The sequence below is a fragment of the Vibrio sp. St2 genome (assembly GCF_947311885.1).
GTDB lineage: Bacteria > Pseudomonadota > Gammaproteobacteria > Enterobacterales > Vibrionaceae > Vibrio > Vibrio coralliilyticus.
The window spans coordinates 27,281-50,360 of the sequence record NZ_CAMZNA010000014.1; the positions used below are offsets into that span (position 1 = coordinate 27,281).

28 protein-coding genes are annotated in these 23,080 nt (G+C 48.1%); 13 read left to right on the plus strand and 15 right to left on the minus strand.

Going from position 1 to position 23,080, the window contains the following annotated elements; genetic code table 11:
* Positions 1 to 23: 23 nt before the first annotated feature.
* Positions 24 to 683: a ribonuclease T gene (gene rnt, locus QMA41_RS23110; protein ID WP_171352427.1), complete on the minus strand. Its 660-nt coding sequence runs from the start codon at positions 681 to 683 to the stop codon at positions 24 to 26.
* 204 nt (positions 684 to 887) lie between these two features.
* On the opposite strand from rnt, the gene QMA41_RS23115 reads away from it, so the two are divergent.
* A complete protein-coding gene (locus QMA41_RS23115) occupies positions 888 to 1,769 on the plus strand; it encodes an OmpA family protein (RefSeq protein WP_043008889.1) in 882 nt (293 codons plus the stop codon).
* 47 nt (positions 1,770 to 1,816) lie between these two features.
* On the opposite strand, the gene QMA41_RS23120 is transcribed toward QMA41_RS23115, so the two are convergent.
* The 13 genes from QMA41_RS23120 to flgA form a co-directional block, all read right to left on the minus strand.
* Entirely contained in the window at positions 1,817 to 2,254 is a 438-nt protein-coding gene (locus QMA41_RS23120) for a DUF2753 domain-containing protein (protein WP_006963078.1), read from the minus strand.
* A 115-nt stretch (positions 2,255 to 2,369) separates the two neighbouring features.
* Positions 2,370 to 2,786 carry a lactoylglutathione lyase gene (gloA, locus tag QMA41_RS23125; RefSeq protein WP_281630702.1) on the minus strand — a complete coding sequence of 139 codons (417 nt, stop codon included), beginning with the start codon at positions 2,784 to 2,786 and terminating at the stop codon, positions 2,370 to 2,372.
* Positions 2,787 to 2,798: 12 nt separating this feature from the next.
* Positions 2,799 to 3,440: an endonuclease III gene (nth, locus tag QMA41_RS23130; protein WP_006963075.1), complete on the minus strand. Its 642-nt coding sequence runs from the start codon at positions 3,438 to 3,440 to the stop codon at positions 2,799 to 2,801.
* A 33-nt stretch (positions 3,441 to 3,473) separates the two neighbouring features.
* Entirely contained in the window at positions 3,474 to 4,166 is a 693-nt protein-coding gene (locus tag QMA41_RS23135) for an electron transport complex subunit E (protein WP_281630703.1), read from the minus strand.
* Positions 4,159 to 4,794, minus strand: a complete 636-nt coding sequence (rsxG, locus tag QMA41_RS23140) for an electron transport complex subunit RsxG (RefSeq protein WP_045985019.1) — start codon at positions 4,792 to 4,794, stop codon at positions 4,159 to 4,161. Before rsxG ends, QMA41_RS23135 begins: the two co-directional genes overlap by 8 nt.
* Before the next feature lie 8 nt (positions 4,795 to 4,802).
* A complete protein-coding gene (rsxD, locus tag QMA41_RS23145; protein ID WP_281630704.1) occupies positions 4,803 to 5,849 on the minus strand; it encodes an electron transport complex subunit RsxD in 1,047 nt (348 codons plus the stop codon).
* Positions 5,849 to 8,728 carry an electron transport complex subunit RsxC gene (rsxC, locus tag QMA41_RS23150; RefSeq protein WP_281630705.1) on the minus strand — a complete coding sequence of 960 codons (2,880 nt, stop codon included), beginning with the start codon at positions 8,726 to 8,728 and terminating at the stop codon, positions 5,849 to 5,851. Before rsxC ends, rsxD begins: the two co-directional genes overlap by 1 nt.
* 8 nt (positions 8,729 to 8,736) lie before the next feature.
* On the minus strand, positions 8,737 to 9,321 hold the full coding sequence (rsxB, locus tag QMA41_RS23155) for an electron transport complex subunit RsxB (RefSeq protein WP_006963067.1): 585 nt from the start codon (positions 9,319 to 9,321) through the stop codon (positions 8,737 to 8,739).
* Positions 9,321 to 9,902, minus strand: coding sequence for an electron transport complex subunit RsxA (gene rsxA / locus QMA41_RS23160; RefSeq protein WP_006963066.1), 582 nt, complete (start codon positions 9,900 to 9,902; stop codon positions 9,321 to 9,323). Before rsxA ends, rsxB begins: the two co-directional genes overlap by 1 nt.
* Positions 9,903 to 10,170: 268 nt before the next feature.
* Complete coding sequence (locus QMA41_RS23165) at positions 10,171 to 10,863, minus strand: lytic transglycosylase domain-containing protein (RefSeq protein ID WP_281630706.1); 693 nt, start codon at positions 10,861 to 10,863, stop codon at positions 10,171 to 10,173.
* A complete protein-coding gene (locus QMA41_RS23170) occupies positions 10,860 to 11,303 on the minus strand; it encodes a flagellar protein FlgN (protein WP_045985016.1) in 444 nt (147 codons plus the stop codon). Before QMA41_RS23170 ends, QMA41_RS23165 begins: the two co-directional genes overlap by 4 nt.
* Before the next feature lie 18 nt (positions 11,304 to 11,321).
* Entirely contained in the window at positions 11,322 to 11,603 is a 282-nt protein-coding gene (gene flgM / locus QMA41_RS23175; protein ID WP_006963063.1) for a flagellar biosynthesis anti-sigma factor FlgM, read from the minus strand.
* A gap of 150 nt (positions 11,604 to 11,753) precedes the next feature.
* Entirely contained in the window at positions 11,754 to 12,551 is a 798-nt protein-coding gene (gene flgA, locus QMA41_RS23180) for a flagellar basal body P-ring formation chaperone FlgA (RefSeq protein ID WP_281630707.1), read from the minus strand.
* Between the two features lie 78 nt (positions 12,552 to 12,629).
* On the opposite strand from flgA, the gene flgB reads away from it, so the two are divergent.
* The 12 genes from flgB to QMA41_RS23240 all read left to right on the plus strand — a co-directional run bounded on the left by flgB (position 12,630) and on the right by QMA41_RS23240 (position 22,682).
* On the plus strand, positions 12,630 to 12,992 hold the full coding sequence (flgB, locus tag QMA41_RS23185) for a flagellar basal body rod protein FlgB (RefSeq protein WP_006963061.1): 363 nt from the start codon (positions 12,630 to 12,632) through the stop codon (positions 12,990 to 12,992).
* Positions 12,993 to 12,994: 2 nt separating this feature from the next.
* Positions 12,995 to 13,429, plus strand: coding sequence for a flagellar basal body rod protein FlgC (flgC, locus tag QMA41_RS23190; protein WP_006963060.1), 435 nt, complete (start codon positions 12,995 to 12,997; stop codon positions 13,427 to 13,429).
* Positions 13,429 to 14,109 (plus strand): flagellar hook assembly protein FlgD, encoded by a 681-nt coding sequence (gene flgD / locus QMA41_RS23195; protein ID WP_019277538.1) that lies wholly within the window; start codon positions 13,429 to 13,431, stop codon positions 14,107 to 14,109. The genes flgC and flgD overlap by 1 nt, the downstream gene beginning before the upstream one ends.
* A 25-nt stretch (positions 14,110 to 14,134) precedes the next feature.
* Positions 14,135 to 15,331: a flagellar hook protein FlgE gene (gene flgE, locus QMA41_RS23200; protein WP_172851220.1), complete on the plus strand. Its 1,197-nt coding sequence runs from the start codon at positions 14,135 to 14,137 to the stop codon at positions 15,329 to 15,331.
* Positions 15,332 to 15,342: 11 nt separating this feature from the next.
* Positions 15,343 to 16,074: a flagellar basal body rod protein FlgF gene (locus QMA41_RS23205; protein ID WP_038156275.1), complete on the plus strand. Its 732-nt coding sequence runs from the start codon at positions 15,343 to 15,345 to the stop codon at positions 16,072 to 16,074.
* A gap of 21 nt (positions 16,075 to 16,095) precedes the next feature.
* Entirely contained in the window at positions 16,096 to 16,881 is a 786-nt protein-coding gene (flgG, locus tag QMA41_RS23210; protein WP_006963056.1) for a flagellar basal-body rod protein FlgG, read from the plus strand.
* Positions 16,882 to 16,906: 25 nt separating this feature from the next.
* The gene (gene flgH / locus QMA41_RS23215; protein ID WP_006963055.1) at positions 16,907 to 17,578 is read left to right on the plus strand and encodes a flagellar basal body L-ring protein FlgH; all 672 of its coding nucleotides are present in this window, start codon (positions 16,907 to 16,909) and stop codon (positions 17,576 to 17,578) included.
* Between the two features lie 104 nt (positions 17,579 to 17,682).
* Positions 17,683 to 18,780, plus strand: coding sequence for a flagellar basal body P-ring protein FlgI (locus QMA41_RS23220; protein ID WP_281630722.1), 1,098 nt, complete (start codon positions 17,683 to 17,685; stop codon positions 18,778 to 18,780).
* A 9-nt stretch (positions 18,781 to 18,789) separates the two neighbouring features.
* Entirely contained in the window at positions 18,790 to 19,335 is a 546-nt protein-coding gene (locus QMA41_RS23225) for a rod-binding protein (RefSeq protein ID WP_095560531.1), read from the plus strand.
* Complete coding sequence (gene flgK, locus QMA41_RS23230; protein ID WP_281630708.1) at positions 19,336 to 20,709, plus strand: flagellar hook-associated protein FlgK; 1,374 nt, start codon at positions 19,336 to 19,338, stop codon at positions 20,707 to 20,709. It abuts the gene before it with no gap.
* A gap of 15 nt (positions 20,710 to 20,724) precedes the next feature.
* The gene (gene flgL, locus QMA41_RS23235) at positions 20,725 to 21,621 is read left to right on the plus strand and encodes a flagellar hook-associated protein FlgL (RefSeq protein WP_043008855.1); all 897 of its coding nucleotides are present in this window, start codon (positions 20,725 to 20,727) and stop codon (positions 21,619 to 21,621) included.
* 17 nt (positions 21,622 to 21,638) lie between these two features.
* The gene (locus QMA41_RS23240; RefSeq protein ID WP_281630709.1) at positions 21,639 to 22,682 is read left to right on the plus strand and encodes a flagellin; all 1,044 of its coding nucleotides are present in this window, start codon (positions 21,639 to 21,641) and stop codon (positions 22,680 to 22,682) included.
* Between the two features lie 94 nt (positions 22,683 to 22,776).
* Here the strand turns inward: QMA41_RS23240 and QMA41_RS23245 are convergent, their stop codons facing one another.
* Positions 22,777 to 23,064 (minus strand): hypothetical protein, encoded by a 288-nt coding sequence (locus QMA41_RS23245; RefSeq protein WP_019277544.1) that lies wholly within the window; start codon positions 23,062 to 23,064, stop codon positions 22,777 to 22,779.
* Positions 23,065 to 23,080: the final 16 nt, after the last annotated feature.

Consider the following 23,080-nt stretch of genomic DNA (forward strand, 5'->3'; position numbering starts at 1 on the left):
TACTCGATTGTTGTGTTTACTTTTTATTTATTGTTTTCTGCGTCTTCGTTGATCAAAGGCCAACCACCAAGAGCTTTCCATTTGTTGACGATGCCGCAGAATAGTTCTGCCGTCTTTAACGTATCGTAAAGGGCAGAGTGGGCTTCTTTGTTGTCAAAATCCATCCCAGCGGTTTTGCACGCTTTGGCTAATACAGTTTGACCATAAGCCAACCCGCTTAGCGTTGCGGTATCAAACGTTGCAAAGGGATGAAAAGGGACGCGTTTTAGCTTGCTACGTTCACTAGCGGCCATCACAAAGTTGTGATCAAAAGTTGCGTTATGTGCAACCATAATCGCTCGGCTACAATCAGCCGCTTTTTGTTCTTTGCGCACAAGCTTGTAGATCTCTTTGAGGGCTTCGGATTCAGGTACCGCACCACGCAATGGGCTAAACGGATCATGAATGCCGTTAAAATCCAGAGCTTCCTTCTCGAGGTTTGCTCCTTCAAATGGCTCAACATGGAAGTGGATGGTAGAAGCGGGCTGAAGCTCACCATTTTCATCCATTTTAAGAGTGACGGCACAGATTTCTAACAGTGCATCCGTTTTGGCATTAAACCCTGCGGTTTCAACGTCGATAACGACAGGAAAATAGCCACGAAATCGTTTTTTGAGCGTCAATGCTTCGTTTTCTACAGTCATGTTGGCCTAGTATTATGTGACAAGGGCAGCATTATTGCAGATTCTCAGGGCAAGAAAAACCGGATTGTCTAATTAATAACGTTCCGTGGTTATTGATAGAAATGCAGCCAGTGACTGTGTTCTTGGCGAGATTTTTGCATTGTAGGTGTTGTAGAAGTATTAGCGGCAACATTGCGCCGTGCTAAGTAAGAGAATCCGTACCCCATGAAAAGACTGTTAGCCACTAGCCTAACATTAACACTTGCTTCTGTTGCCAGCTCCGCTTCGGCAATGGATGTTCGCTATGCTGCTAAACCCCAGCAGTCACAGTGGCAGATGATTGCAAATACGCCACTAGAGTGTCGCATGGTGCACCCGATTCCAAATTACGGTGACGCGGTATTCTCATCCCATGCCAGCAAAAAGATCAACCTCGATTTTGAGCTGAAGATGAAGCGCCCTATGGGTAAAACCCGAGATGTGTCTCTGGTTTCAATGCCTCCCGTATGGCGACCAGGGGACAGCGCTGAGCGTATTACTAATATTCGTTTCTTCCAGCAGTTTGATGGTTATGTAGGTGGGCAAACTGCATGGAGCATTCTCACAGAGCTGGAAAAAGGGCGTTACCCAACTTTTAGTTATCAGGAATGGCAAAGTCGTGATCAGCGTATAGAAGTCTCATTGTCTTCTGTCTTGTTCCAGCACTCCTACAATGCGTTTAGCGACTGTATTGCAAATCTGCTGCCATATAGTTTTGAAGATATTGCTTTCACCATTCTGCATTATGACCGTTCAAGTGTTCAGCTAAACAAAGCGTCGCAGAAACGGTTGGCACAGATAGCAGAATACATTCGCCATAATCAGGATATTGATTTGGTCTTGGTATCGACATACACCTCGAATGAAGAAAGTAAGAGCGCTAGCCAGAATTTGTCTGAGCAACGGGCGGAAGTACTGCGTGACTACTTTAAATCGCTCGGTTTACCTGAGGATCGGATTCAAGTTCAAGGCTACGGCCGTCGTCGTCCGGTCGCAGACAACTCTTCACCGCTTGGTAAAGATAAAAACCGCCGAGTAGTGATATCACTAGGGCGGACCCAAGTCTGATAGTAAAAAAGCCAGCGTAATGCTGGCTTTTTTACTGTTCATTCCGATTAGTTAAGTCGGAACTTAGCGATTAGGTTACAGTTAGTGGCAGTGTCTATATCCTGCACCAGTTTCGCTATCTTAGGATTTGGGTGTCGTTTCATGAATTCGATCAGCGCTTTTTTACAGCAGCCCATTGAGTCGACGAAGGCATCACAGTCGCTATTTGGACATTGAGGCACCAAGGTAAGGACTTTTTCTGAAGCTAGCTGAAGGTATTTGAGTTCGTATTTAGTATCGCCAACCGTTCGCCAAAACGAAGCCATGTTGTGGCAGGAAATCACGGAGATCATCAGTCGGTCTTCAACATCAATCTCATTGGAATCACCAATTCGCTCACTTAATGTCAGCGCTTGCTGGTAGTGAAGGATGCTACGCAGGTGATCATCATCGTTCATTGCTAAATCAGCCAGTAGCGTGTGTTTTTCCCACTCGGTGATGCCCATTGTCTTATAACTCTCCGAATTCACAATACCTGGAGATTAAATGATAATTATTATCATGTAAAGCAAAAATAATAGGGCAGTGAATGCTGCCCTATAGAATCAGTGGTGGAGTCGATTACCCCTCAAGACCTGCCGACGCTTGTTTGTTTTGGATAAGTTCCAGCATATAACCATCAGGGTCTTTTACGAAAGCAATATGAGTTGTTCCGCCTTTTACAGGTCCCGGATCACGAGTGACATTACCACCGGCAGCTTTGATGGCATCACAAGTTTTGTAGATGTCTTCAACACCAATCGCGATATGGCCGAATGCGCTACCCAAATCGTATTCTGTTGTGCCCCAGTTGTAAGTCAGTTCAATCACAGCACCTTGAGATTCATCACCGTAACCCAAGAAAGCGAGAGTGTACTCATACTCTTTATTTTCGTTGGTGCGTAGTAGCTGCATTCCCATGACTTCAGTATAAAACTGAATTGATTTATCTAGATCACCTACACGTAGCATGGTGTGTAAAATACGCCCGTTTGACATTGCCTTGCTCTCCTAGTTTTCTGGGTAAACTTTTTCTTTAAATTCGCACAAATCTTCGATGATACAACTGCCACAACGAGGTTTACGTGCAACACAGGTATAACGCCCATGAAGGATCAACCAATGGTGTACATCGAGTTTGAATTCTTTGGGTACGACTTTGAGTAGCTTCTCTTCAACCTGATCGACATTTTTCCCCATCGCAAACTTGGTACGATTTGAGACGCGGTAAATATGAGTATCAACGGCAATCGTCGGCCAGCCAAACGCAGTGTTGAGCACGACGTTGGCAGTTTTGCGCCCAACACCCGGCAGAGCTTCTAGCGCCGCTCTGTCTTCGGGTACTTCACCATTGTGTTGGTCGAGCAGGATACGGCAGGTTTTAATTACGTTCTCTGCTTTTGAGTTAAACAGGCCGATAGTCTTGATGTACTCTTTGACGCCATCGACACCCAAATCAAATAACCCTTGCGGTGTGTTAGCCACAGGGTAAAGTTTGTCGGTCGCTTTATTCACGCTGACATCGGTAGCCTGCGCGGACAAGAGCACAGCAATTAAGAGTTCGAAAGGTGTACTCCAGTTGAGCTCAGTCTGAGGGTTTGGGTTGTTCTCCCTCAGGCGTTCCAGTATTTGTACTCGTTTTTCTTTGTTCATTTTGAAGCTGCTTTCCAGTGTGTAAACCAGATATTACTGGTTAGTGACGCGAGCTCGTTCAATGGTCGGTTTTTCTTGTTTTGGCTGACGAGCTTCTAGTTGTTTATCTATGATGTTTTTCAGTGCAATGAGTAACCCAACGCCAATAAAGGCACCAGGCGGAAGTAGCGCCAGTAAGAAGCTGTTATCAAACTGGAATATTTCAATGCGTAGGGCACTTGCCCAGCTGCCAAGTAACAGGTCAGCGCCATCAAATAAGGTGCCGTTACCAATCACTTCACGCATGGCGCCTAAGACAACGAGGACGCTGGTCATGCCTAGGCCCATCCAGATACCATCTTGTACGGAAGGCAATACATCGTTCTTCGAAGCAAACGCTTCGGCTCGGCCAATGATGATACAGTTGGTCACGATAAGAGGGATGAAGATACCCAAAGACAGGTAAAGACCATAGGCGTAGGCGTTCATCAGCAGTTGAACACACGTTACCAGAGCAGCAATGATCATTACGAAAACTGGGATACGTACTTCTTTTGGCACGTAATCACGTACCAGAGAAACGGTGACGTTAGAGCCGACCAAGACCAGTAAGGTAGCGATGCCCAAACCCAAAGCATTGGTCACTGTTGAAGACACAGCCAACAACGGACAGAGACCCAGCAGCTGAACCAGTGCCGGGTTGTTGTTCCACATACCGTTTTTAATCAGTGTTTTGTGATCACTCATTGTTGCCTCCACAATTGCGTGGCTGGTTCTGAATTTGTGCACGATTTTTGTTCACAAATTGTACTGTATTTTTCACTGCTTTGACGACGGCTCTCGGGGTAATTGTTGCGCCAGTAAACTGATCGAATTGCCCACCATCTTTACGTACTTTCCAATCGGCTTCGTTTTCTGGCGTAACTTTCTTGCCAGCAAAGCTCAGGATCCAGTCGGTAACTCGTAAGTCAATTTTGTCCCCTAGTCCAGGTGTTTCTTGATGACTCAGAACTCGTGACCCTAGAACCGTCCCATCTTGCTCGATGCCAACAATGATCTTGATTGCGCCGTTGTAACCGTCTGGGGCGATCGCCTCTATGGCCAATGCTGTGGGCTCGCCATTTTTACTCGCCATATAGACAGGCATAGCTTCATCAGTTCCCAAAGCGGGATCTGAGACCATTGTGCAGGACTCGTACAAGCTGTTGTCATGCATCTCAGGAGGAATCACTTGGTTGAGTACAGACAGCAGTTGAGCTTGTTCTTGCTGGCTGATTTGGTCTTTAGTCAAATAGTGCGTGAGCGCAACGACACCTGTTGAAGCACAGGCGAAAATCGCGAGTATTGCACCGTTCTTGCGAATAGCGTTTAACATGCTGCTCCTTAGTGGCCGTACGTTCGAGGCTTAGTGTAGTAATCAATCAAAGGCACACACATGTTGCCAAGCAGTACTGCGAAGGCGACACCGTCAGGGAAGCCACCCCAACTGCGGATAATGAATACCATAGCGCCAATGAAAGCACCGAAAATCAGTCGGCCTTTCACCGTAGTAGACGCAGACACTGGATCAGTGGCAATAAAGAAAGCGCCAAGCATGGTCGCTCCGGAGAGTAAGTGGATCAGCGGAGACGCCGTCTCTCCCGGAGTTAAGATAGCAAACAAGCCGCTCATCACCGTCAAACTGACAACGAAGCTGACCGGAATATGCCAGTTAATGACTCTTAATTTGATCAGCAGTAGGCCACCCATTAGATAGGCTAAGTTAACCCACTCCCAACCGATACCTGCCAGACCACTGAACTGAGGCTGGTGGAGAGCTTCTGCTGCGGTATTACCTGTATGGAGTGCGGTCTTGAAGGCATCGAGTGGCGTTGCCATCGTAATGCCATCTACACCTGTTCGAATCTGCTGAAGTGATAAGCCATCAAGATTGAAACCAGTGAAAATCAGTGAAAACGCATCGCCTAAAGAACTCGTTGTCGGTTGCAGCTCGGTAGGTGAGATCCAACTGGTCATTTGTACCGGGAAGGAGATCAGCAGTACAACATAAGCAACCATTGCGGGGTTAAATAAGTTTTGGCCAATACCGCCATAGAGGTGCTTTGCTATCAAAATCGCAAAAATCAGACCAATGGTGATGAGCCACCACGGCGACAGAGGTGGAATCGCAACCGCAAGCAGCCACGCAGTTACAATCGCGCTATTGTCCCGCAATGCCGACATCGGATGGCGTTTACGAGCCAACATGACACCAGCCTCAAGCAAAAGCCCAAGAATGATGGCAAAGCCGAGCTGAATTAATGTTCCCCACCCAAAAAAGTAGGTCTGGGCGAATAAGCCGGGTAAAGCACACAGCGCTACCCATTTCATCAGATCGGGGGTACTTCTGCGACTATGAGCGTGGGGTGAGCTGGCAATGAAAAAGGCCACTACTCTTTCTCCTCAAATTTATTATTCTGTTCGCGTTCAGCTTTGCGTGCTTTGGCGCGTGCGATAGCGGCAGCCACAGCCGCTTTCTTCGGATCCTCTGCGGCTACTTCTGTGCTTTCAGGTTCTGCTGTGACGGGTTCCGATTTGCCTTCCTGCTGAGCTTTACGTGCTTTGGCACGCACAATGGCGGCAGCAACCGCGGCTTTCTTCGGATCCTCTTCGGCAACTTCAGCGCTTTCAGATTCAGTGGTGACGGGTTCCGATTTGCCTTCTTGCTGCGCTTTACGTGCTTTAGCGCGCGCGATTGCGGCAGCTACAGCAGCTTTCTTAGGGTCCTCTTCGGCTACTTCGGTGCTTTCAGGCTCAGCGGTGACGGGTTCTGACTTACCTTCCTGCTGCGCTTTACGTGCTTTAGCACGCGCAATAGCGGCAGCCACCGCTGCTTTCTTTGGATCCTCTTCGGCTAATTCAGCGCTTTCAGGCTCAGCGGTGACGGGTTCCTGTTTGCCTTCTTGCTGCGCTTTACGTGCTTTAGCGCGCGCAATTGCGGCAGCGACTGCAGCTTTCTTCGGATCCTCTTCTGTCACTTCAGCGCTTTCAGGCTCAGCGGTGATTGGTTCCGATTTACCTTCCTGCTGCGCTTTACGTGCTTTAGCACGCGCAATAGCGGCAGCGACCGCGGCTTTCTTAGGATCCTCTTCGGCTACTTCAGCGTTTTCAGGCTCAACGGGGACGGGTTCCTGTTTGCCTTCTTGCTGCGCTTTGCGTGCTTTAGCACGCGCAATAGCGGCAGCGACCGCGGCTTTCTTCGGATCCTCTTCGGCAACTTCATCGCTGTCAGGCTCAGCGGTGATTGGTTCCGATTGACCTTCTTGCTGCGCTTTGCGTGCTTTAGCGCGTGCGATAGCGGCAGCGACCGCCACTTTCTTCGGATCCTCTCCTGCTTCAGCGTTTTCCGGTTCAGCGGTGACGGGTTCCGGTTTACCTTCTTGCTGCGCTTTACGTGCTTTAGCACGAGCAATAGCCGCGGCAACGGAAGCCTTTTTATCTTCAGTTGCTGAATCAGTACCGTTATCCTGTTGAGCGGCTTTTTTCGCTTTAGCGCGCGCAATAGCTGCTGCAACCGCATCTTTCTTATCATCGGATGAAGTGGCTGGCGTAGCCTCTTGAGTCTTCTGAGCTTTTTTCTCTCTTGCCTGACGTTTGCGTTCTTCACGCAGCTTTGCCATTTCAGAGTTGTCTGGCTCCGCATCACCTGCTTGCATCGCAGCAGCTTGCTTGGCTTTTGCTTTAGCGATTGCGGCCGCTACCGCAGGTTTAACTGCGGGTTCGTCCGATTTCGTTTCAGATTTCTGGGCTTTTACGCGCGCAATGGCTGCGGCAATGGCATCATCGCCGCCGGTTTTCTTCATATCTTTGCGACGATCATCTGCCGCTTTCTTGAATCGATTCTCGCGCTCGGCTTTATCACGCTCAAGTCGCGCTTTCTTCTCTTCAAAGCGGACTTTAGCGCGTTCTGCTGCTTCGGACTCTTCTTTGCGAGTACGCATCTCAGCTTTGGCTTGGCGGTAGTATTGCACCAGCGGGATTTCACTTGGGCAGACAAAGGCACAAGCGCCACATTCGATACAATCTTTAAGGTTGAGCTCTTCGCATTTGTCGTATTCCTCTGCTTTTGCATGCCATTGAAGCTGCTGAGGTAGCAGTGAAGCAGGGCAGGCCTCGGCACATTGGCCACAGCGGATACAGGCCATTTCGTACTGATTGGGTGAAATCTCTTTACGAGTCGGAGCCAGAATGCAATTCGCGGTTTTGGTAATCGGAACGTTAGCATGAGGAAGCGTAAAGCCCATCATAGGGCCGCCCATGATTAGGCGAGGCAGCTTTTTATCCGCTTTATAGCCGAACTCATCGAGCAGAGATTGAACGGGTGTACCAATCAGTGCTTTGACATTACGCGGTTGCTTAAAGGTATCTCCGGTCAGAGTAACGATTCGCTCAACCAGAGGTTCACCGTCACAAACGGCACGCTTAATGGCTTGCAGTGAACCGACATTCTGTACCAGTAAACCAATATCTGCTGGAATACTGTTCACTGGCACTTCTTTGTTGGTCAGTATCTTAATCAGCTGCTTCTCACCACCCGATGGGTATTTGGTGGGAATGACGCGGATGACGATGTCTTTGTGCTCTGCAGCTTGCTCTAACGCTTTGATGGCTTGAGGTTTGTTGTCCTCAATACCAATAATGGTCAGCTTAGGCTTTAAGATGTGTTCAACAATCTCGATGCCTTTAATGACTTCATCGGCATGTTCTTGCATCAACATGTCATCGGCAGTGATGTAAGGCTCACATTCTGCCGCATTAACAATCAGAATCTCTGTACGAGCCAATCCAGCTTGGATCTTTTTCGCGGTTGGGAAGCCTGCGCCACCCATACCTGAAACGCCAGCCTGACGAATAATCTCAATCAACTCGTCTGGTGTGCGTTGGGTGAAGTCGTTATCTGTTTTTCGTTCAATCCAGCGATCTTCGCCATCTGGAGAAATGACGATACAAGTTTCTGCCAGACCGGACGGGTGGGCAGTAGTGCGAGACTCTATCGCTATAATTTTACCGGATGTTGGCGCATGAACCGGAAGCATGAAGCTGGTGTCGTATTTAGTCAGCGGCTGACCTTTGAGTACGTGCTTACCAACTTCCACTGTGATCGTGCCCGGTTTACCAATGTGTTGCTTCACTGGCAGAACGATTTCTTGCGGGATACTCGCTCTAGCAATCTCGCTTTTAACCGACTGTTTTTTGTTTTCTGGTGGATGGACACCCCCTGGAAAATCCCAAAGTGCGCCTGACTTAATTTGTTCGATGAGTGACAGCATACCAGTCCTTAATTCACGCCATTCTGCGACTTGGCAGAATCGGTAATATCAACAACAGGAATGGCGTCCAGTTGCCACTTCCAGCTCGCTGTAGTGGTTTCTACAGGAATCATTTCAATACAGTCCGTTGGACAAGGTGCGACGCACAGATCACAACCGGTACATTCGTCTTTGATCACCGTGTGAAGAGCTTTAGTACCGCCAACAATCGCATCAACCGGACAAGCCTGAATACACTTAGTGCAGCCAATGCACATGTCCTCATGAATAAATGCGACGGTTTTGACGTTGTCATCCAGATCGTGTGCCGAGTCTGTTGCTTCGACGCCCATAAGATCGGCCAGCTTCTCGATAGTTGCCTGACCGCCAGGAGGACACTTGTTGATCTCGTCGCCATTCGCAATCGCTTCGGCATAAGGGCGACAACCCGGGTAGCCGCACTGGCCACACTGGGTTTGAGGTAAAATGTTATCAATCTGGTCGACAATCGGGTCTGCTTCAACTTTAAAGCGGATCGAGGCAAACCCTAATATGGCGCCAAACAGTGCCGCAAGTGCTGCTAGGGCCAGTACAGCAATAAGAATAGCGCTCATTACAATTTCACCAGTCCAGTAAAGCCCATGAATGCTAGCGACATCAGACCGGCGGTGATCATGGCGATTGATGCCCCTTTAAATGGCGCAGGTACATCGGCCGCTGCGATACGCTCACGCATAGAAGCGAAGAGGATGAGAACTAGTGAGAAACCGACTGCTGCACCAAATCCATAAATGATAGATTCGATGAAATTGTGGTTTTCGTTGATGTTAAGCAGGGCGACACCTAAAACCGCACAGTTGGTTGTGATCAGCGGTAGGAAAATCCCCAATAGGCGATAGAGCGTCGGGCTGGTTTTATGCACCACCATTTCGGTGAACTGAACCACAACGGCGATCACCAAAATAAAGCTCATGGTACGCAAATATTCCAGCCCCAAAGGCTCAAGAATGTAGCTTTCCACAAGATACGAGCACACTGAGGCTAAGGTCAGGACAAACGTGGTTGCCAACCCCATTCCGATTGCTGTTTCCAGCTTCTTGGAAACGCCCATAAACGGACATAGGCCCAAAAACTTCACCAGTACAAAGTTGTTGACCAGCACAGTGCCGACCAGCAACAAAAGATATTCGGTCATAATTATATATTTAAGAGAATCCGATCCCGATATTATCCTGCTTTGCTGAGTCAATAACAACCAACGAAAGCTAGGGTTTTGTATTGTTGAATAAAAATTATACGGGATATTCCCGTTATCGGGGCTAAATTAGTGGCTAAACCTGTAAAAACCATCGTTAAGCAAGGATATCTTTAGAGCTGCCGGGCATTAAGGTTGAAGCGCTAATAGCTTGAGAGCATAAGCAACTGTACCGAGTTGTTAACGTATCTGATTAGCCGTTGAGTCTTTATAAGGTGATGAGTGGTGGAAGAGGAGATAGATCGACAAGCGGTGACTGGTTAAATTCGCCAAATAAAAACAGTGTATTAGGCTGTTTTTCAATTAGTCTCTCTATCTCAATCAAGCTTCGCAGGGCATAAAATCGATGCACATATTGTGTCGTTTCTGAAGGTAGCGCGAGTGTAGAAAACTGTCTGCTGCCAGACTTTTTAATGGCACGGGATACTCGGCCTTCCCCAGCATTGTATGCCGCAATAGTGAGTGCCAAATCATCAAACTTATTGTGCAAAAACGCCAGATATTCGATGGCTGCCTCAGTACTGGCTTGAATATCAAATCGTTGGTCTTGGCTGGCATCGATTTTAAGACCAAAGCGCTGTGCCGTAGCTGGCATCAGTTGCCATAACCCTGCTGCATTGGCGTGAGAGACAGCTTTAGGATCATAGGAAGACTCTAGCATGGGTAGCAATATCAGCTGTGATGGTAAGGACTGAGATGATAACTGCTTGGCGATGTCCTGAATCAGAGGTCGGTTAACCGCCAAACGTTGTTCTATTTGCTTTTTATAGGGAGTCAGGATAGCCAGTTCATGCTCAAATTCAGTAGGTAGAGGTGAGGCGTGGAGAGGGTATACAGTACAAAGATAAATCGACAAGAGCTTGTACAGTGCCCCTTTCCAACCACTGCGAGCATTGGTCATCTTAACGATGGCTGCTCTTCATAAGTATGTTGGCTTGGTTGAGTGACATGACACATCAGTTCATGAAAACTGGCAGAGCTGTGGCCGTTCTCTTGATTGAGTGCGTGACACTGCTTAACCAGAGATTCTAGTTCGCGCCATTGTGCATGAACTTTGCCTGACAACGACGGCGGTAATACAGAAAAAAGTTTGCTAATACCTGCTTGGTCGCTAGTCAGCCGTAAAGCTTTCATGGTCTGGCTACGTTCACTGGCATGTAGATCAAGCTTTCTAAGCAATGGTTTTTGCTCGGCAAGATTTTGGTTGAGTTTCGCTGCATCAAAAGACAAATACAGCGATTTTTGCTCTTGTAACAGTGTCGCTAATTGGCGATACGACTTGATGTCATCGCCTATGGAGGTGAGAAAGCGCTGAATCATGCGAGAGGTTTCAGATGCCATATTGAACTCCAGCCTGCGTTACTCGTGACCAGTATGAAACTGTAGAACCGCTTGAGATAGCGCTTTGGTATCCAGTGCCAACTCGCCTTTTACCAGCGCATTACGGACTTGTTCAACCTTTTCCATATCTACGTTAGGCAGTGATTGCATTTCTGCCTGTGCTTTGTCGATTGCAGCAGTATTGGTATTGACCATGGCTTCTGAAATCGGTTGAGCAGCCGAAGATTCTGCGGGCTTCTTGGAAGCTTGGTTTAGGCTGGTTTGGGGTACGTGGCCGCCTGCAACTTTGTCGATTTTCATCAATGGGTTCCTTAGTCATCGTGGTTACAGGTTTAATGCGACCATGATGCGCGAAACATTAAGTCAAAGTAATCACTTTTTTATATCTACCTGAAATGATTATCTCTTTACGAGTCATAAACAACGAAAATGATAACCGGAGTCCAAAAATCAGAATTGGGTCTGTACCTGATTCAGTCCAGTGACCACCGCTTTAATGACTTTTCCTGAAGAACTGTTCTGCACATCAATTTGTTCACCACGCGTTCCTTGCTCAAGGGCGACACCTTTGGTGGATGCAGTAAATCCGTTTTTGGAGGCGGTAATCACCACTTGATTACCTTTCGCGACTAGAGGCGTGGACTCTAATTTTCTTGGATCTAATATCTGGCCCGAACGTATGCGCCTAGAGGCAACCATGCCGGAAACTTGAGAGAGCTGGGTGAAGAAATCTTGCTCCCGACTAAGGGTTCTCTTTTCAAGCTTAAGGTTCATCGGTGAAATCGCTTGGTCTCGATTGATGCCTGTTTTGGTGACGACCACATTGAGTGTCAGCGCAGATTTGATGGCGACATTGATACGCCAGTTCGCTGAAGGCACATCGCAGCTGACGGCACGTTTTAGGTTGCCGACAGGGAGCACTTTGTTGTCGATACCTGAAATATTCAGCGGTTTGGGGCAAATGGGCAGATGCTCTGCAGCAGCAGGGACACGAATATCGTAATCGAGTTGATAGTCTCCCCATTGTCTGTTGTTGGCTTGAGTCTGGACCTGTTGTCTAAAGTCGGCCTCTACGGCTTGAATAATGGATTGCTTGGCGCCGATATTTTCACTGCTTAAAACGGCCTGACTAGACAGCATGGTACTGACTAATACAGCCCAGTTTAGAGAGGAAGCAATTCGGTTCCTCTGGCTTTTCAATACTTCCGTAATGCGGAAATTGCATTTCCTTTCTTTTTTGTAAGTCATTGATTTTGTTTTGTTATTTTTGTGGCATGCATCTTGTCTTATTCATCCTTATTCGAGCCGACTTTAAAGGAAAGAGACATGGCAATTTCATTTGAAAATGCGTTGGGTGTTCACCCTGATGCGCTGAATTTTCGGGTTCAGCGTACCAAAGTCCTTGCCAGTAACCTAGCAAATGTTGATACCCCTGGGTATCTGGCTAAGGACCTGAGTTTTACCACTGTAATGAATCAGTTATCACCTCATGGAGTGAACAAACCAGTACCTAAACTGCAGGTCTCTTCTATGTACTCGATTCCTTATCAGAACAGCAAAGATGGCAACACAGTCGAGCTGGGGGTTGAACAGGGCAAATTCACACAAAACAACATGGACTTTCAGACCAGCCTGACATTTTTGAACATGAAATTTCAGGGACTGGCGAAAGTGATAGAGGGACGTTAATCATGTCATTTACCGATATTTACTCGATTGCTGGCTCAGCAATGAATGCTCAGACAGTACGCTTGAATACTGTCGCGAGTAATCTCGCTAACGCGGATGCTGTCTCTGCCAATCCAGATGACGCGTACAAGGCGCTAAAACCTGTGTTTGCTACGGTGTACAGCAAAACTCAGTTGTCAGCGAGTAAAGAGAGTTACCCAAATGCTGAAGTGAGAATTGTCGATGTTGTCCAAAGCGCAGGTCAGGCGGAAAAACGCTTTGAGCCGAGTAACCCGCTGGCTAACGACGAGGGGTATGTTTACTACCCAGATATCGACGTAGTGTCTGAGATGGCAGATATGATGTCAGCCACCCGTAGCTTCGAGACCAATGTTGAAGTGCTTAGCAACGTAAAAAGTATGCAGCAAGGCCTGCTTAGACTAGGGCAGGGCAGCTAATGAGCATCGCTTCTTACAACGCTTTATCTTCTGACACTCCAGTAGGCTCTGGGGCAAATACCACCTCGGTGACTGGTAACCCACAAGATGCCAATAGTGCTACATCGTTAGAAAACGAATTCATCAGCTTGATGGTGGCACAGATTCAGAACCAGGATCCACTTAACCCACTTGATGGCACTGAGTATGTCAGTCAATTGGCACAGTTCTCTCAGGTACAAAGTACAGAGAACATGGCGTCAATGATGCAAAACAGCATGGTTTTGCTCGATAACATGCAAGTTCTGTCTACGGCCGGACTGGTTGGTCAGACGGTTTATGTTTCTGGCAACGAGTTCGAAATGGGTGACGCAGTTCAAGGTGGAAAAATTGAGCTTCAACATCCTTCAAGCCAAGTCAACCTGGTTGTTACCGATGAGTTCGGCCAGTCAACCAAAGTGCCTTTAGGCGCTCATCCCGCGGGTGACGTGGATTTTAGTATCAACCCTGAAGAGCTGGGTCTTAAACCAGGAAAATATACGGTATCTGTTCAGGTTCAGGAGGGGCAATCTGCTCCAAACATTCTTTTAGCCGGTCAGGTTGAGCAAGTTCGTATCCCAAGCTCAGGCGGCGCAGCGTTCGTTAACATCGAAGGTGTTGGCAGCGTACCTTTCTATCAAATCACTCAGTTTGGTGCTTAACCAATAAGGAAGACAGAGGTTAGTTATGAGTTTTAATATTGCCCTAAGCGGTCTTGATGCGACCAACACAGAGCTGAATACCATCAGCCACAATATTGCCAACGCATCGACTTACGGATTCAAGGGAGCACGTACTGAGTTTGCGGCTGTTTACAACGGAATGCAGCCAGGCGGCGTGGAAGTCGCTTCCATCTCCCAAAACTTTGATAAAAATGGTTCAGTGAGCGGAACGGGTCGTGCAATGGATTTGGCGATCAATGGCAATGGCTTCTTTGTGACCAAAGACAGCGCGGGGCAATTGCTTTACACCCGTTCAGGTGTATTTGGCACTGATAAAGACAATTACGTCATCGGCAACACGGGCGCCAAATTGCAAGGTTACAGCGTTGATGGGAACAACAATCTGCTCACGGGAGCTACGGGTGATATCAAGATCTCGACATCCTCATTGGCGGCTAAAGCGACTGATAAGATGGAGTTCATTGCCAACCTAGATGCAACGAATTCGATTGTCGATCAGACTGTGAATCCGTTTGACCCTAACAATACTGACTCATTCAACTCTTCTTACACGACAAAAGTTTACGACTCTCAAGGCAAGCCACATACCGTTACTCAGTACTTCACTAAGACTGCTGACAACGCATGGGAAGTGAATGTACAAGTTGATGGAGGTGCGGGCGCTGTTTCCACTGTGGCGATGACATTCAATCCAGATGGTTCAATTGCGACGCCGACAGGCGCTTATAACGTTTCGTTCCCAGCTTCGGGCGCAAATCCAATGAGCATCGATATTGACCTGTCTGGCAGCACTCAATTTGGCACAGGCTTTGGTGTCAGCACTAACAACCCGAATGGTTACACATCGGGTGAACTCGCGGGTGTTCGCGTAGAGGATAACGGCATGGTCTACGCCACATACACTAACGGTCAGTCCCAATTGCAGGGCCAAGTTGTGCTGGCGGATTTTGCTAACCCTCAAGGCCTCTCAAAAGTCAGTGGTACTGCTTGGACGCAAAGTTTCAGCTCAGGTGCGCCAGTAATGGGTGTCCCAGGCTCTGGCACTTTAGGTGATTTAACACCGGGAGCGCTAGAAGGTTCAAACGTCGATCTGACGAGCGAGTTGGTCAACCTTATGACGGCACAGCGCAACTATCAGGCGAATGCAAAAACCATTTCGACTAATGACAAACTGACTCAGGCGTTGTTTAACGCAATCTAACGGAGCCTGATATGGACAGTTTGCTATTCACTGCAACATCTGGCGCGAGTCGAGTACTCAAGGCTCAGCATGTTCGCTCAAACAACTTATCCAATGCGGATACCGCTGGTTTTCGTGCTGATATGGAGCGTGTCTCGAGTGTACAGCTTCAGGGCTCAGGCTTTGATGGCCGTACTATGGTTGTGACTAACTCTGCGTCTACTCGTTTTGATGAAGGTGACATCGTTAAAACAGGTCGCGCGTTGGATGTTGCCGTTATGGGGGAAGGCTATCTGACCGTTCAGACTGCAGATGGCCAGGAAGCGTATACCCGCGCAGGTAACATCAAAGTCGATCCGTTTGGCGCTTTATCTATTAATGGCTTCGCGGTTATCGGTGAAGGTGGCCCTTTGGTTCTGCCAGATTATCAGAAAGTTGAAATCAGCGAACGTGGTCGTATTTCTGTCGTGCCTCCAGGCGGTGGTGCTGAACTTGAAGTAGGCACGTTGAAGTTGGTGAAGCCGGAAACCACTCAACTGCAGAAAGAGAGCGATAGCTTGCTTCACAGTGTTGATGGCAACCCATTTGAGGTTGACCAAACCGTTCAGCTTGCGCCCGAGCATATTGAAGGCAGTAACGTATCAGCAATTGATGAACTGCTGAACGTGATGTCTCTGACACGTAACTTTGAAATGCAGGTGCGGATGATGAAAACCGCAGAGACTTTGGCGCAGGCCGGTAACAAATTAATGTCGTCACGCTAGGCGCGGCGCAAGGAGTAGAAAATGCACTCAGCTTTATGGGTAAGTAAAACGGGCATGGCAGCCCAAGACACCAAAATGACCGCCATTTCCAATAACTTGGCAAACGTGAATACCGTTGGCTTTAAGCGTGACCGAGTAGTGTTTGAAGATCTGTTTTACAGCATTCAACGCCAACCGGGTGCGCTGGTGGATCAGGTTAACGAGCTACCAGCAGGTGTTCAGTTAGGTAGTGGTGTACGAGTGGTGGGCACACAGAAGGTGTTCACTCAGGGCAATACACAAAACACCAGTCAGGAGTTAGATCTTGCTGTGATGGGGCAAGGCTTTTTTCAGATCGAAAATTCCGATGGCCAGATCATGTACACCCGTAACGGCCAGTTTCATGTCAACTCGGAAGGCTTGATGGTTAACAGCCAAGGCCTGCCGTTAGAACCGCAAATCCAGATCCCAGAGAACGCGTTATCGGTTTCTGTTGGTGTGGATGGCACGGTGTCCGCGACTACAGCTGACAGCACTGCACCGCAAGAACTCGGTCAAATCACCTTAGCGAAATTCATCAACCCAGCAGGCCTAGAAGCCGTGGGCGGAAACTTATTCCGTGAAACGGAAGCGAGTGGTCAGGCGGATGAGTTGATCGCCGGAGAAGACGGCGTAGGCAGCATTAAACAAGGCTCTTTGGAAGGCTCAAACGTGCAGGTGGTGGAGGAAATGGTTGACATGATCACGACTCAGCGCGCTTACGAGATGAACGCCAAAGTCGTTTCGGCTGCGGATGACATGCTGAAGTTTGTCGCTCAGTCGGTGTAACCGTTAAGTAATAAAGGAACAGGGAATGAAGGCATTATTGAGAGTGTGGCCTCTGGTTGTCATTTTGCTTGCTGGGTGCGCTGGTCGTCAGGAGTTTACGCCTCCTGAGCCTGATGAAGAAAAATACGCACCGCCTACGCTGGATTATTCACTTCCAGCTGCACAAAACGGCAGCCTCTATCGTCATCAATACTCCATGACCCTGTTTCAGGACAGGCGAGCATACCGTGTTGGCGATATGCTCACGGTCGTCCTTTCCGAAGAAACGGAATCGAGCAAAAAAGCCGATACCAAGTATGGCAAGAACTCGAGCGTTGGTTTTGCTGCACCGAGCTTAGGAGGCAAAACCATCGATGAGCTCGCCGCCAGCGTCGACGCTCAACGCGCTTTTGATGGTAGTGCTTCCAGCTCTCAGGGCAACAAGCTCGAAGGCGCTATCACAGTGACAGTTCATGAAGTGTTGCCTAATGGTGTCTTGCGTATCAGTGGAGAGAAATGGATTCGTCTCAATCAAGGGGATGAGTTCATTCGCCTAACTGGCATCGTACGTGTTGATGATATCAGCCGTAACAATCAGGTCTCTTCCGCACGAATCGGTGATGCGCGAATTACTTATTCAGGTAGAGGAACTTTAGCTGATAGCAATGCTGCTGGCTGGTTAAGCCAATTCTTCAACAGTCCTTGGATGCCGTTTTAATGAAACAGAAAATGACAATGTTTATCACCGTTCTTAGCTCTCTTTCTCTCCGATTTAGCTCTGCGCATGAGAAGAAGGATTCCAATAAAAGAGATTCATTTTTGATGGGGATGCTGCTGGTGTTGTCGCTAGGGGCAGCAATACCTGCTCAAGCTGAAGTTGAAATCCCTATCATGGACTTAGTTGATGTTCAGGGTATTCGCGAAAACCAATTGGTTGGTTATGGTCTAGTGGTTGGCCTAGACGGCCAGGGCGACCGTAATCAGGTGAAATTTACCGCGCAATCCATCACCAATATGTTGCGACAATTTGGTGTTCAAATCGACGACAGTACCAACCCTAAGTTGCGCAATGTTGCTTCAGTGAGCGTCACTGCAACCGTTGAGCCGATGGCAGGTGCGGGCCAGACATTGAATGTAGTGGTGTCTTCCATCGGTGATGCCAAGAGCTTACGAGGCGGTACCTTACTGCTGACACCATTGCGCGGCATCGATGGTGAGGTGTATGCCGTTGCTCAGGGCAACGTCGTCGTGGGCGGCGTGTCTGCTGAAGGAAAAAGCGGTTCTAAAATCGTCATTAATACGCCTACCTCAGGTCGTATCCCCGGTGGAGCGACGCTGGAACGAGAAGTACCCAATGATTTTTCAGAGCAAGATAACGTGGTACTTAACCTGAGAAAACCAAGCTTTACGACAGCTAAGAATATTGCTCGTGAGATCAACAACATTTTCGGACCTAAGGTCGCAATAGCAAAGAACAATGTTCGTATCAGCGTCAAAGCACCCAAGGATAGCCAGCAGCGTGTTGTCATGATGTCGATGCTGGAAGAAATCAGCGTGGCGGAAGGACGTAAGCCTGCGCGCATCGTTTTTAACTCTCGTACTGGTACCGTTGTGATAGGTAAGAGCGTCAAGGTCAGTGAAGCGGCGGTGAGTCATGGAAACTTAACGGTCACCATTGCAGAGTCGCAACAGGTCAGTCAGCCAAACGCGTTTGCTGACGGTGAAACAAAAGTTGTCGACCAATCGTTATTAGACGTCAGCGAAGAGCAAGCACAAATGGTGATCTGGCCTCCGGGTACAGAACTCAACACGATCGTCAGTGCGGTAAACAGTTTAGGGGCGACGCCAACGGATTTGATGTCGATTCTGCAAGCCTTGCATGAAGCAGGTGCATTGAACGCTGAGCTGGTAGTGATTTAAGGAGTTTTTATGAAATTTGACGGACTGAATGAACAGTCACAAATGAACTCGGTGCTTTATCACGATAACAGCGCTCTGATGAACATAAAGAACAGCAACGAACAGGGAGCCGCACTGGAGACAGTAGCGGGCCAGTTTGAAGCGATGTTTTTGCAGATGGTGCTGCGCCAGATGCGCAGCAGCAGTGATGTGTTGGCCGATGAAGACAGTCCGTTTTCCAGCCAGCAACAGGGTGTTTTTCGCGATATGTACGATGGTCAGCTAGCGATTGAAATGTCTAAGAAACAGCATTCTGGAATTTCAGAAATGTTGATTAAGCAGCTCAGTCCTTCGATTTCGGAAGTGGAATTTGAAACCAGCGTGTCAGTCTTACCGGCAAATGACAACCTCAATGAGGTGGAAGCAAGCTCACACGCTGAAGCATCTGTAACGTCTAATTCGGGCCAAACGCTTCATTCCACTCAGGAGACGGTCGCCTCAGTTAGACAAATGTTGGGCGAAGTCAGCGTGACCACAGCCTTCGCTCAACCATTGATTCGAAAAATGGAGCTGTAAATGAACCTCGTCAATATCGCCCTTTCCGGCCTCAATGCGAATCGCGTGGCACTGGACGTCACAGCGCAGAATGTCTCCAACATCAATACACCGGGGTACAGCCGTCAACAAGCCTTGATGGCTTCTGTTGGTGGAACGAAACACGACAAGCTAAGCCCAGGGCTGGGCGTTGAAGTGACCAGCATCCGTCGAGTGACGGATGAGTTTCTAGTCAAGCAAACTTGGGCGACAAACAGTCTTTCTGCTTACGCCACTCGCTACAGCAGCACGATGAGCCAGTTGGAAAATACGCTCGGCGCTGACGGTTTCAGCCTCTCAGCTGGTCTGGATACGCTATTTTCAGCTCTGAATGATGCAACGGTAAAACCAGAATCGGTTCCTTACCGCCAGCAAATCATTAATGAATCAGAAGCCCTCGCGCGTCGTTTTAATACCCTCACCGAATCGCTTTCTCACCAGCATAAAGATGTCAATGACCAGCGCAATGCGGCTATTTCTCATGCCAACAGCTTGATGAGTAACATCGCTGATGTGAACAAGCAGATTGTTGAGATGGAAGGCACAGGGGGGAACCCTGCTCAGTTAATGGATACTCGTGATGCGTTAATTGGTGAGCTGTCTAAAGTTGTGGAAGTGAAAACGACGTCACAAGCCGATGGCAGCTTGCAGGTTACGCTTTCTTCTGGACAGCCACTGGTCATGGGTGGAGATGCTGCAGTGCTTAAGGCCGTGCCTGATCCCAGCGATCCATATCTTGCCGACCTGCATGTTGAGTTTGGTACTCAGAGTTTTGCGATTACTGATACACCGGGTGGGCAAGTTGGCGCACTGACCGACTATCAGACGGAGGTGCTAAAACCATACCGTTCTGCGATTGACGATATGGCTAAGGCACTTGCTGATGAATTCAACGCATTACTGGTAACCGGCCAAGACCTCAATGGTAATACTGGTAAGCCCTTGTTCAGTTACGACCCTGCTAACCCAGCGGCAAGCCTGACGATTACCGACCTCAAACCAGAGGAGCTTGCTTTGTCTGGTGACGGCAATCCTGGTAATGCCGATGTGCTGGACAGCTTAATTGCAGTCAGTAACAAAGCCGTGTCAATCAGTGGTTTTGGTTCAGTCACATTAAACGATTCGTTTGCTGCCATGGTGGGAGAAACGGCCATCAAAGCACGTCAGGCGGATGCGGATTATCAGGCAAAGCTGTCGATGAGCGAACAGGCAATGGCAGCCCGAGATAACGTCAGCGCAGTAAACAGTGATGAAGAAGCGGCAAACTTGATGACGTTTGCCAACGCTCACAACGCCAACATGAAAGTGATCAGCACAGCAAATCAGCTGTTTGATTCCGTTCTTCAGTTATTCTAATTACAGGGAAATCAGATGAGAATTAGCGATACTCAATTCAGTCAGATGATGCTGCAAAGCTTGCAGATTAATAACGCCGGACTTGGGCAAGTTATGCAGCAAATGTCTACCGGTGAACGTCTGACCAAATTGTCTGATGATCCAATGGCATCAGTTCAATTGCTTAACTTAGAGCGTGAAGGCTCAGCCATTACCCAGTACAAGACCAATATTTCCAATGTAAAGACCGCATTATCCAACCAGGAAGTTCAACTTGACTCAGTGAATGAAAGCCTGAAGAAGATGAACGAACTGGTTCTATGGGGAGCGAATGGTACGTTAACCGACAGCGATCGTACTGGCATTATCAGCGAACTTGAAAGTCTACGTTCTTCTGTCGTTTCATCGTTTAACGCTCAGGATGAAGAAGGCCGTTACTTGTTCTCCGGAACTAAAACAGACACGGCAGCTTTGTCTAACGCGAGTGGGAGTTACGTAATCCAAGGCAACAGCGATAAACGCGTTGTGACAGTAGCGAAAGGTGTCACAATGGAATCCAATATGACTGCACAGGAAATTCTGGATCTAGGTGGCAATAACGTTCTTAACGATCTTGATGCTTTGATTGCAGAGTTCCAATCACCCACGCCAGCTTTTCGAACTACGGTTGAATCGACGCTCAGCTCTATCGAAGCAACATCCAGCAACGTGTTAGCTGCGATGACTGAAATGGGGGGTCGTCACAACAACCTGGATTTGATGGATAGTGCTCATGGTGAGAATAAGTTGTTTGTCGATAAGGTCAGCAGCGATCTCTCCGCACTAGATTATGGTGAAGCTTCAGTTCGTTTGAGTAACTACATGGCCGCATTGCAAGCGACTCAAGCCAGCTACGTTAAGATTAACGATCTCAACTTATTCGACCGCATCTGATAAGCAGGAATTGAAATATGGTAATGAGCACAGTTGAGGTTCGCCCCCACAATGTCAGATTGACTGGGCACGATAGAGCTTCTATTTCTCCTCCTCGTTCTTCGGAGTCTCATGGTGGCATAGGGCAGCGTAAACTAGCTGCCCAAAACCAAACACCAGCATCGTATTCGGTGTCTGGTGTTTTGCTTACTCAGGGGCAGCAAAATGCGACTTCAGTTCAGATTGCGACACGCTCCTTGCAAGCCATTGGCGGTGAATTGGCCAAGATCAAGCAAGGCCTCACTCGGGCAATGAATCTTGGTGCCGGTAATGTTGCTGGTTTAAAAGAAGGCTTAACAGGATCCAAAGCTAACATAGAGCGCATTCTAGACAGCGCACGTTTTGACGGTAACAAAGTGATCGACAACGAGTTGAAGCTCAAGATCGACAAAGCGGATATGCGCCGTTTCTCAATCCCTGGACTTAACATTCATCGCTTGAGCGACAAAGCTGAGCAAATTCGCCTTGATTTCCCGCAAGGCAACTCAGTGATGGTTCAGTTTGATGGTCAGTCTGAGGGCAAGCAAACCGTCAAAATGTTAGACCGGAGTCTGATTCCTCTTGGGCTCAGAGCCACGTTGTCTGAGGACGGTACCATTCTATTTGAATCCTCCGAGAAGGCTTATCAACAAATGCAGCAGAAGGTGATGGTCACTGGTCAGGGGCATCGCTTTCCTGCAGGGCAATCCAATGTTATGACGCTCAAAGCAGAGCCAGAAGGCATTGCGGAGCTGAGTTTCGATTTAAGCTCTCGAGAAGGCATTAAACAGACCATTGCTAAGGTTAATCAGCACTTCCGTCAAGTACAGGTAGGGCTAGAGCAGGCGAGTGTAATTGGCTCTGAATTGACAATGCAAATGCAAACACTTCATAAGCAGTCTTCGGTTATTTCTGCTCACCAAGTCGAAGACAAACTTAAACTATTCGATGAGAACTCTGGCCAATTCTCGACAGCCTTTATGGCACTCAATGCTCAGGCGAACGTAAAACGTCATTCTGTGGTGGCGTTAATGAGAAACTAAGGCGGAAGCCCAGCTAAAATAATTTACCGATTTTTATTGCTCGTTTGGCTCTTCATTAATTGAAGAGCATTTTTTTGCCTAAAGGAAAGTCGCGTCAGACCAGAAAGAAGAAGTACAGGAAGCAGACGAAAGCCAGTAGCGTTGCCGATAACGTTGGGTAAATAATGTAAGAGTCGCGTTTATCGGTTCGCTGAAAGCAGAGAAAAGTGAGTAGTACATTGTAGAGTAGCAACAGAGTGCTGATGGCCGTGCCTCCGTTTAGAGTCAGGTTATACAGCTGACTGAGAAACAAAGAAAGCAACACGTAGTCGATGACAATCAGCCACATAAAGGCTTTTTGTAATCCATCTTTTTTTGCGTGTCGGACCGTATATTGAGGCATTTGCTTTTACGTTTGA

Excerpts from the sequence above, each read along its gene's own strand:
- rnt (WP_171352427.1), bottom strand. The coding sequence starts at position 683 with ATGACTGTAGAAAACGAAGCATTGACGCTCAAAAAACGATTTCGTGGC.
- QMA41_RS23115 (WP_043008889.1), top strand. The coding sequence starts at position 888 with ATGAAAAGACTGTTAGCCACTAGCCTAACATTAACACTTGCTTCTGTT.
- QMA41_RS23120 (WP_006963078.1), bottom strand. The coding sequence starts at position 2,254 with ATGGGCATCACCGAGTGGGAAAAACACACGCTACTGGCTGATTTAGCA.
- gloA (WP_281630702.1), bottom strand. The coding sequence starts at position 2,786 with ATGTCAAACGGGCGTATTTTACACACCATGCTACGTGTAGGTGATCTA.
- nth (WP_006963075.1), bottom strand. The coding sequence starts at position 3,440 with ATGAACAAAGAAAAACGAGTACAAATACTGGAACGCCTGAGGGAGAAC.
- QMA41_RS23135 (WP_281630703.1), bottom strand. The coding sequence starts at position 4,166 with ATGAGTGATCACAAAACACTGATTAAAAACGGTATGTGGAACAACAAC.
- rsxG (WP_045985019.1), bottom strand. The coding sequence starts at position 4,794 with ATGTTAAACGCTATTCGCAAGAACGGTGCAATACTCGCGATTTTCGCC.
- rsxC (WP_281630705.1), bottom strand. The coding sequence starts at position 8,728 with ATGCTGTCACTCATCGAACAAATTAAGTCAGGCGCACTTTGGGATTTT.
- rsxB (WP_006963067.1), bottom strand. The coding sequence starts at position 9,321 with ATGAGCGCTATTCTTATTGCTGTACTGGCCCTAGCAGCACTTGCGGCA.
- rsxA (WP_006963066.1), bottom strand. The coding sequence starts at position 9,902 with ATGACCGAATATCTTTTGTTGCTGGTCGGCACTGTGCTGGTCAACAAC.
- QMA41_RS23165 (WP_281630706.1), bottom strand. The coding sequence starts at position 10,863 with ATGACCAATGCTCGCAGTGGTTGGAAAGGGGCACTGTACAAGCTCTTG.
- QMA41_RS23170 (WP_045985016.1), bottom strand. The coding sequence starts at position 11,303 with ATGGCATCTGAAACCTCTCGCATGATTCAGCGCTTTCTCACCTCCATA.
- flgM (WP_006963063.1), bottom strand. The coding sequence starts at position 11,603 with ATGAAAATCGACAAAGTTGCAGGCGGCCACGTACCCCAAACCAGCCTA.
- flgA (WP_281630707.1), bottom strand. The coding sequence starts at position 12,551 with ATGACTTACAAAAAAGAAAGGAAATGCAATTTCCGCATTACGGAAGTA.
- flgB (WP_006963061.1), top strand. The coding sequence starts at position 12,630 with ATGGCAATTTCATTTGAAAATGCGTTGGGTGTTCACCCTGATGCGCTG.
- flgC (WP_006963060.1), top strand. The coding sequence starts at position 12,995 with ATGTCATTTACCGATATTTACTCGATTGCTGGCTCAGCAATGAATGCT.
- flgD (WP_019277538.1), top strand. The coding sequence starts at position 13,429 with ATGAGCATCGCTTCTTACAACGCTTTATCTTCTGACACTCCAGTAGGC.
- flgE (WP_172851220.1), top strand. The coding sequence starts at position 14,135 with ATGAGTTTTAATATTGCCCTAAGCGGTCTTGATGCGACCAACACAGAG.
- QMA41_RS23205 (WP_038156275.1), top strand. The coding sequence starts at position 15,343 with ATGGACAGTTTGCTATTCACTGCAACATCTGGCGCGAGTCGAGTACTC.
- flgG (WP_006963056.1), top strand. The coding sequence starts at position 16,096 with ATGCACTCAGCTTTATGGGTAAGTAAAACGGGCATGGCAGCCCAAGAC.
- flgH (WP_006963055.1), top strand. The coding sequence starts at position 16,907 with ATGAAGGCATTATTGAGAGTGTGGCCTCTGGTTGTCATTTTGCTTGCT.
- QMA41_RS23220 (WP_281630722.1), top strand. The coding sequence starts at position 17,683 with ATGGGGATGCTGCTGGTGTTGTCGCTAGGGGCAGCAATACCTGCTCAA.
- QMA41_RS23225 (WP_095560531.1), top strand. The coding sequence starts at position 18,790 with ATGAAATTTGACGGACTGAATGAACAGTCACAAATGAACTCGGTGCTT.
- flgK (WP_281630708.1), top strand. The coding sequence starts at position 19,336 with ATGAACCTCGTCAATATCGCCCTTTCCGGCCTCAATGCGAATCGCGTG.
- flgL (WP_043008855.1), top strand. The coding sequence starts at position 20,725 with ATGAGAATTAGCGATACTCAATTCAGTCAGATGATGCTGCAAAGCTTG.
- QMA41_RS23240 (WP_281630709.1), top strand. The coding sequence starts at position 21,639 with ATGGTAATGAGCACAGTTGAGGTTCGCCCCCACAATGTCAGATTGACT.
- QMA41_RS23245 (WP_019277544.1), bottom strand. The coding sequence starts at position 23,064 with ATGCCTCAATATACGGTCCGACACGCAAAAAAAGATGGATTACAAAAA.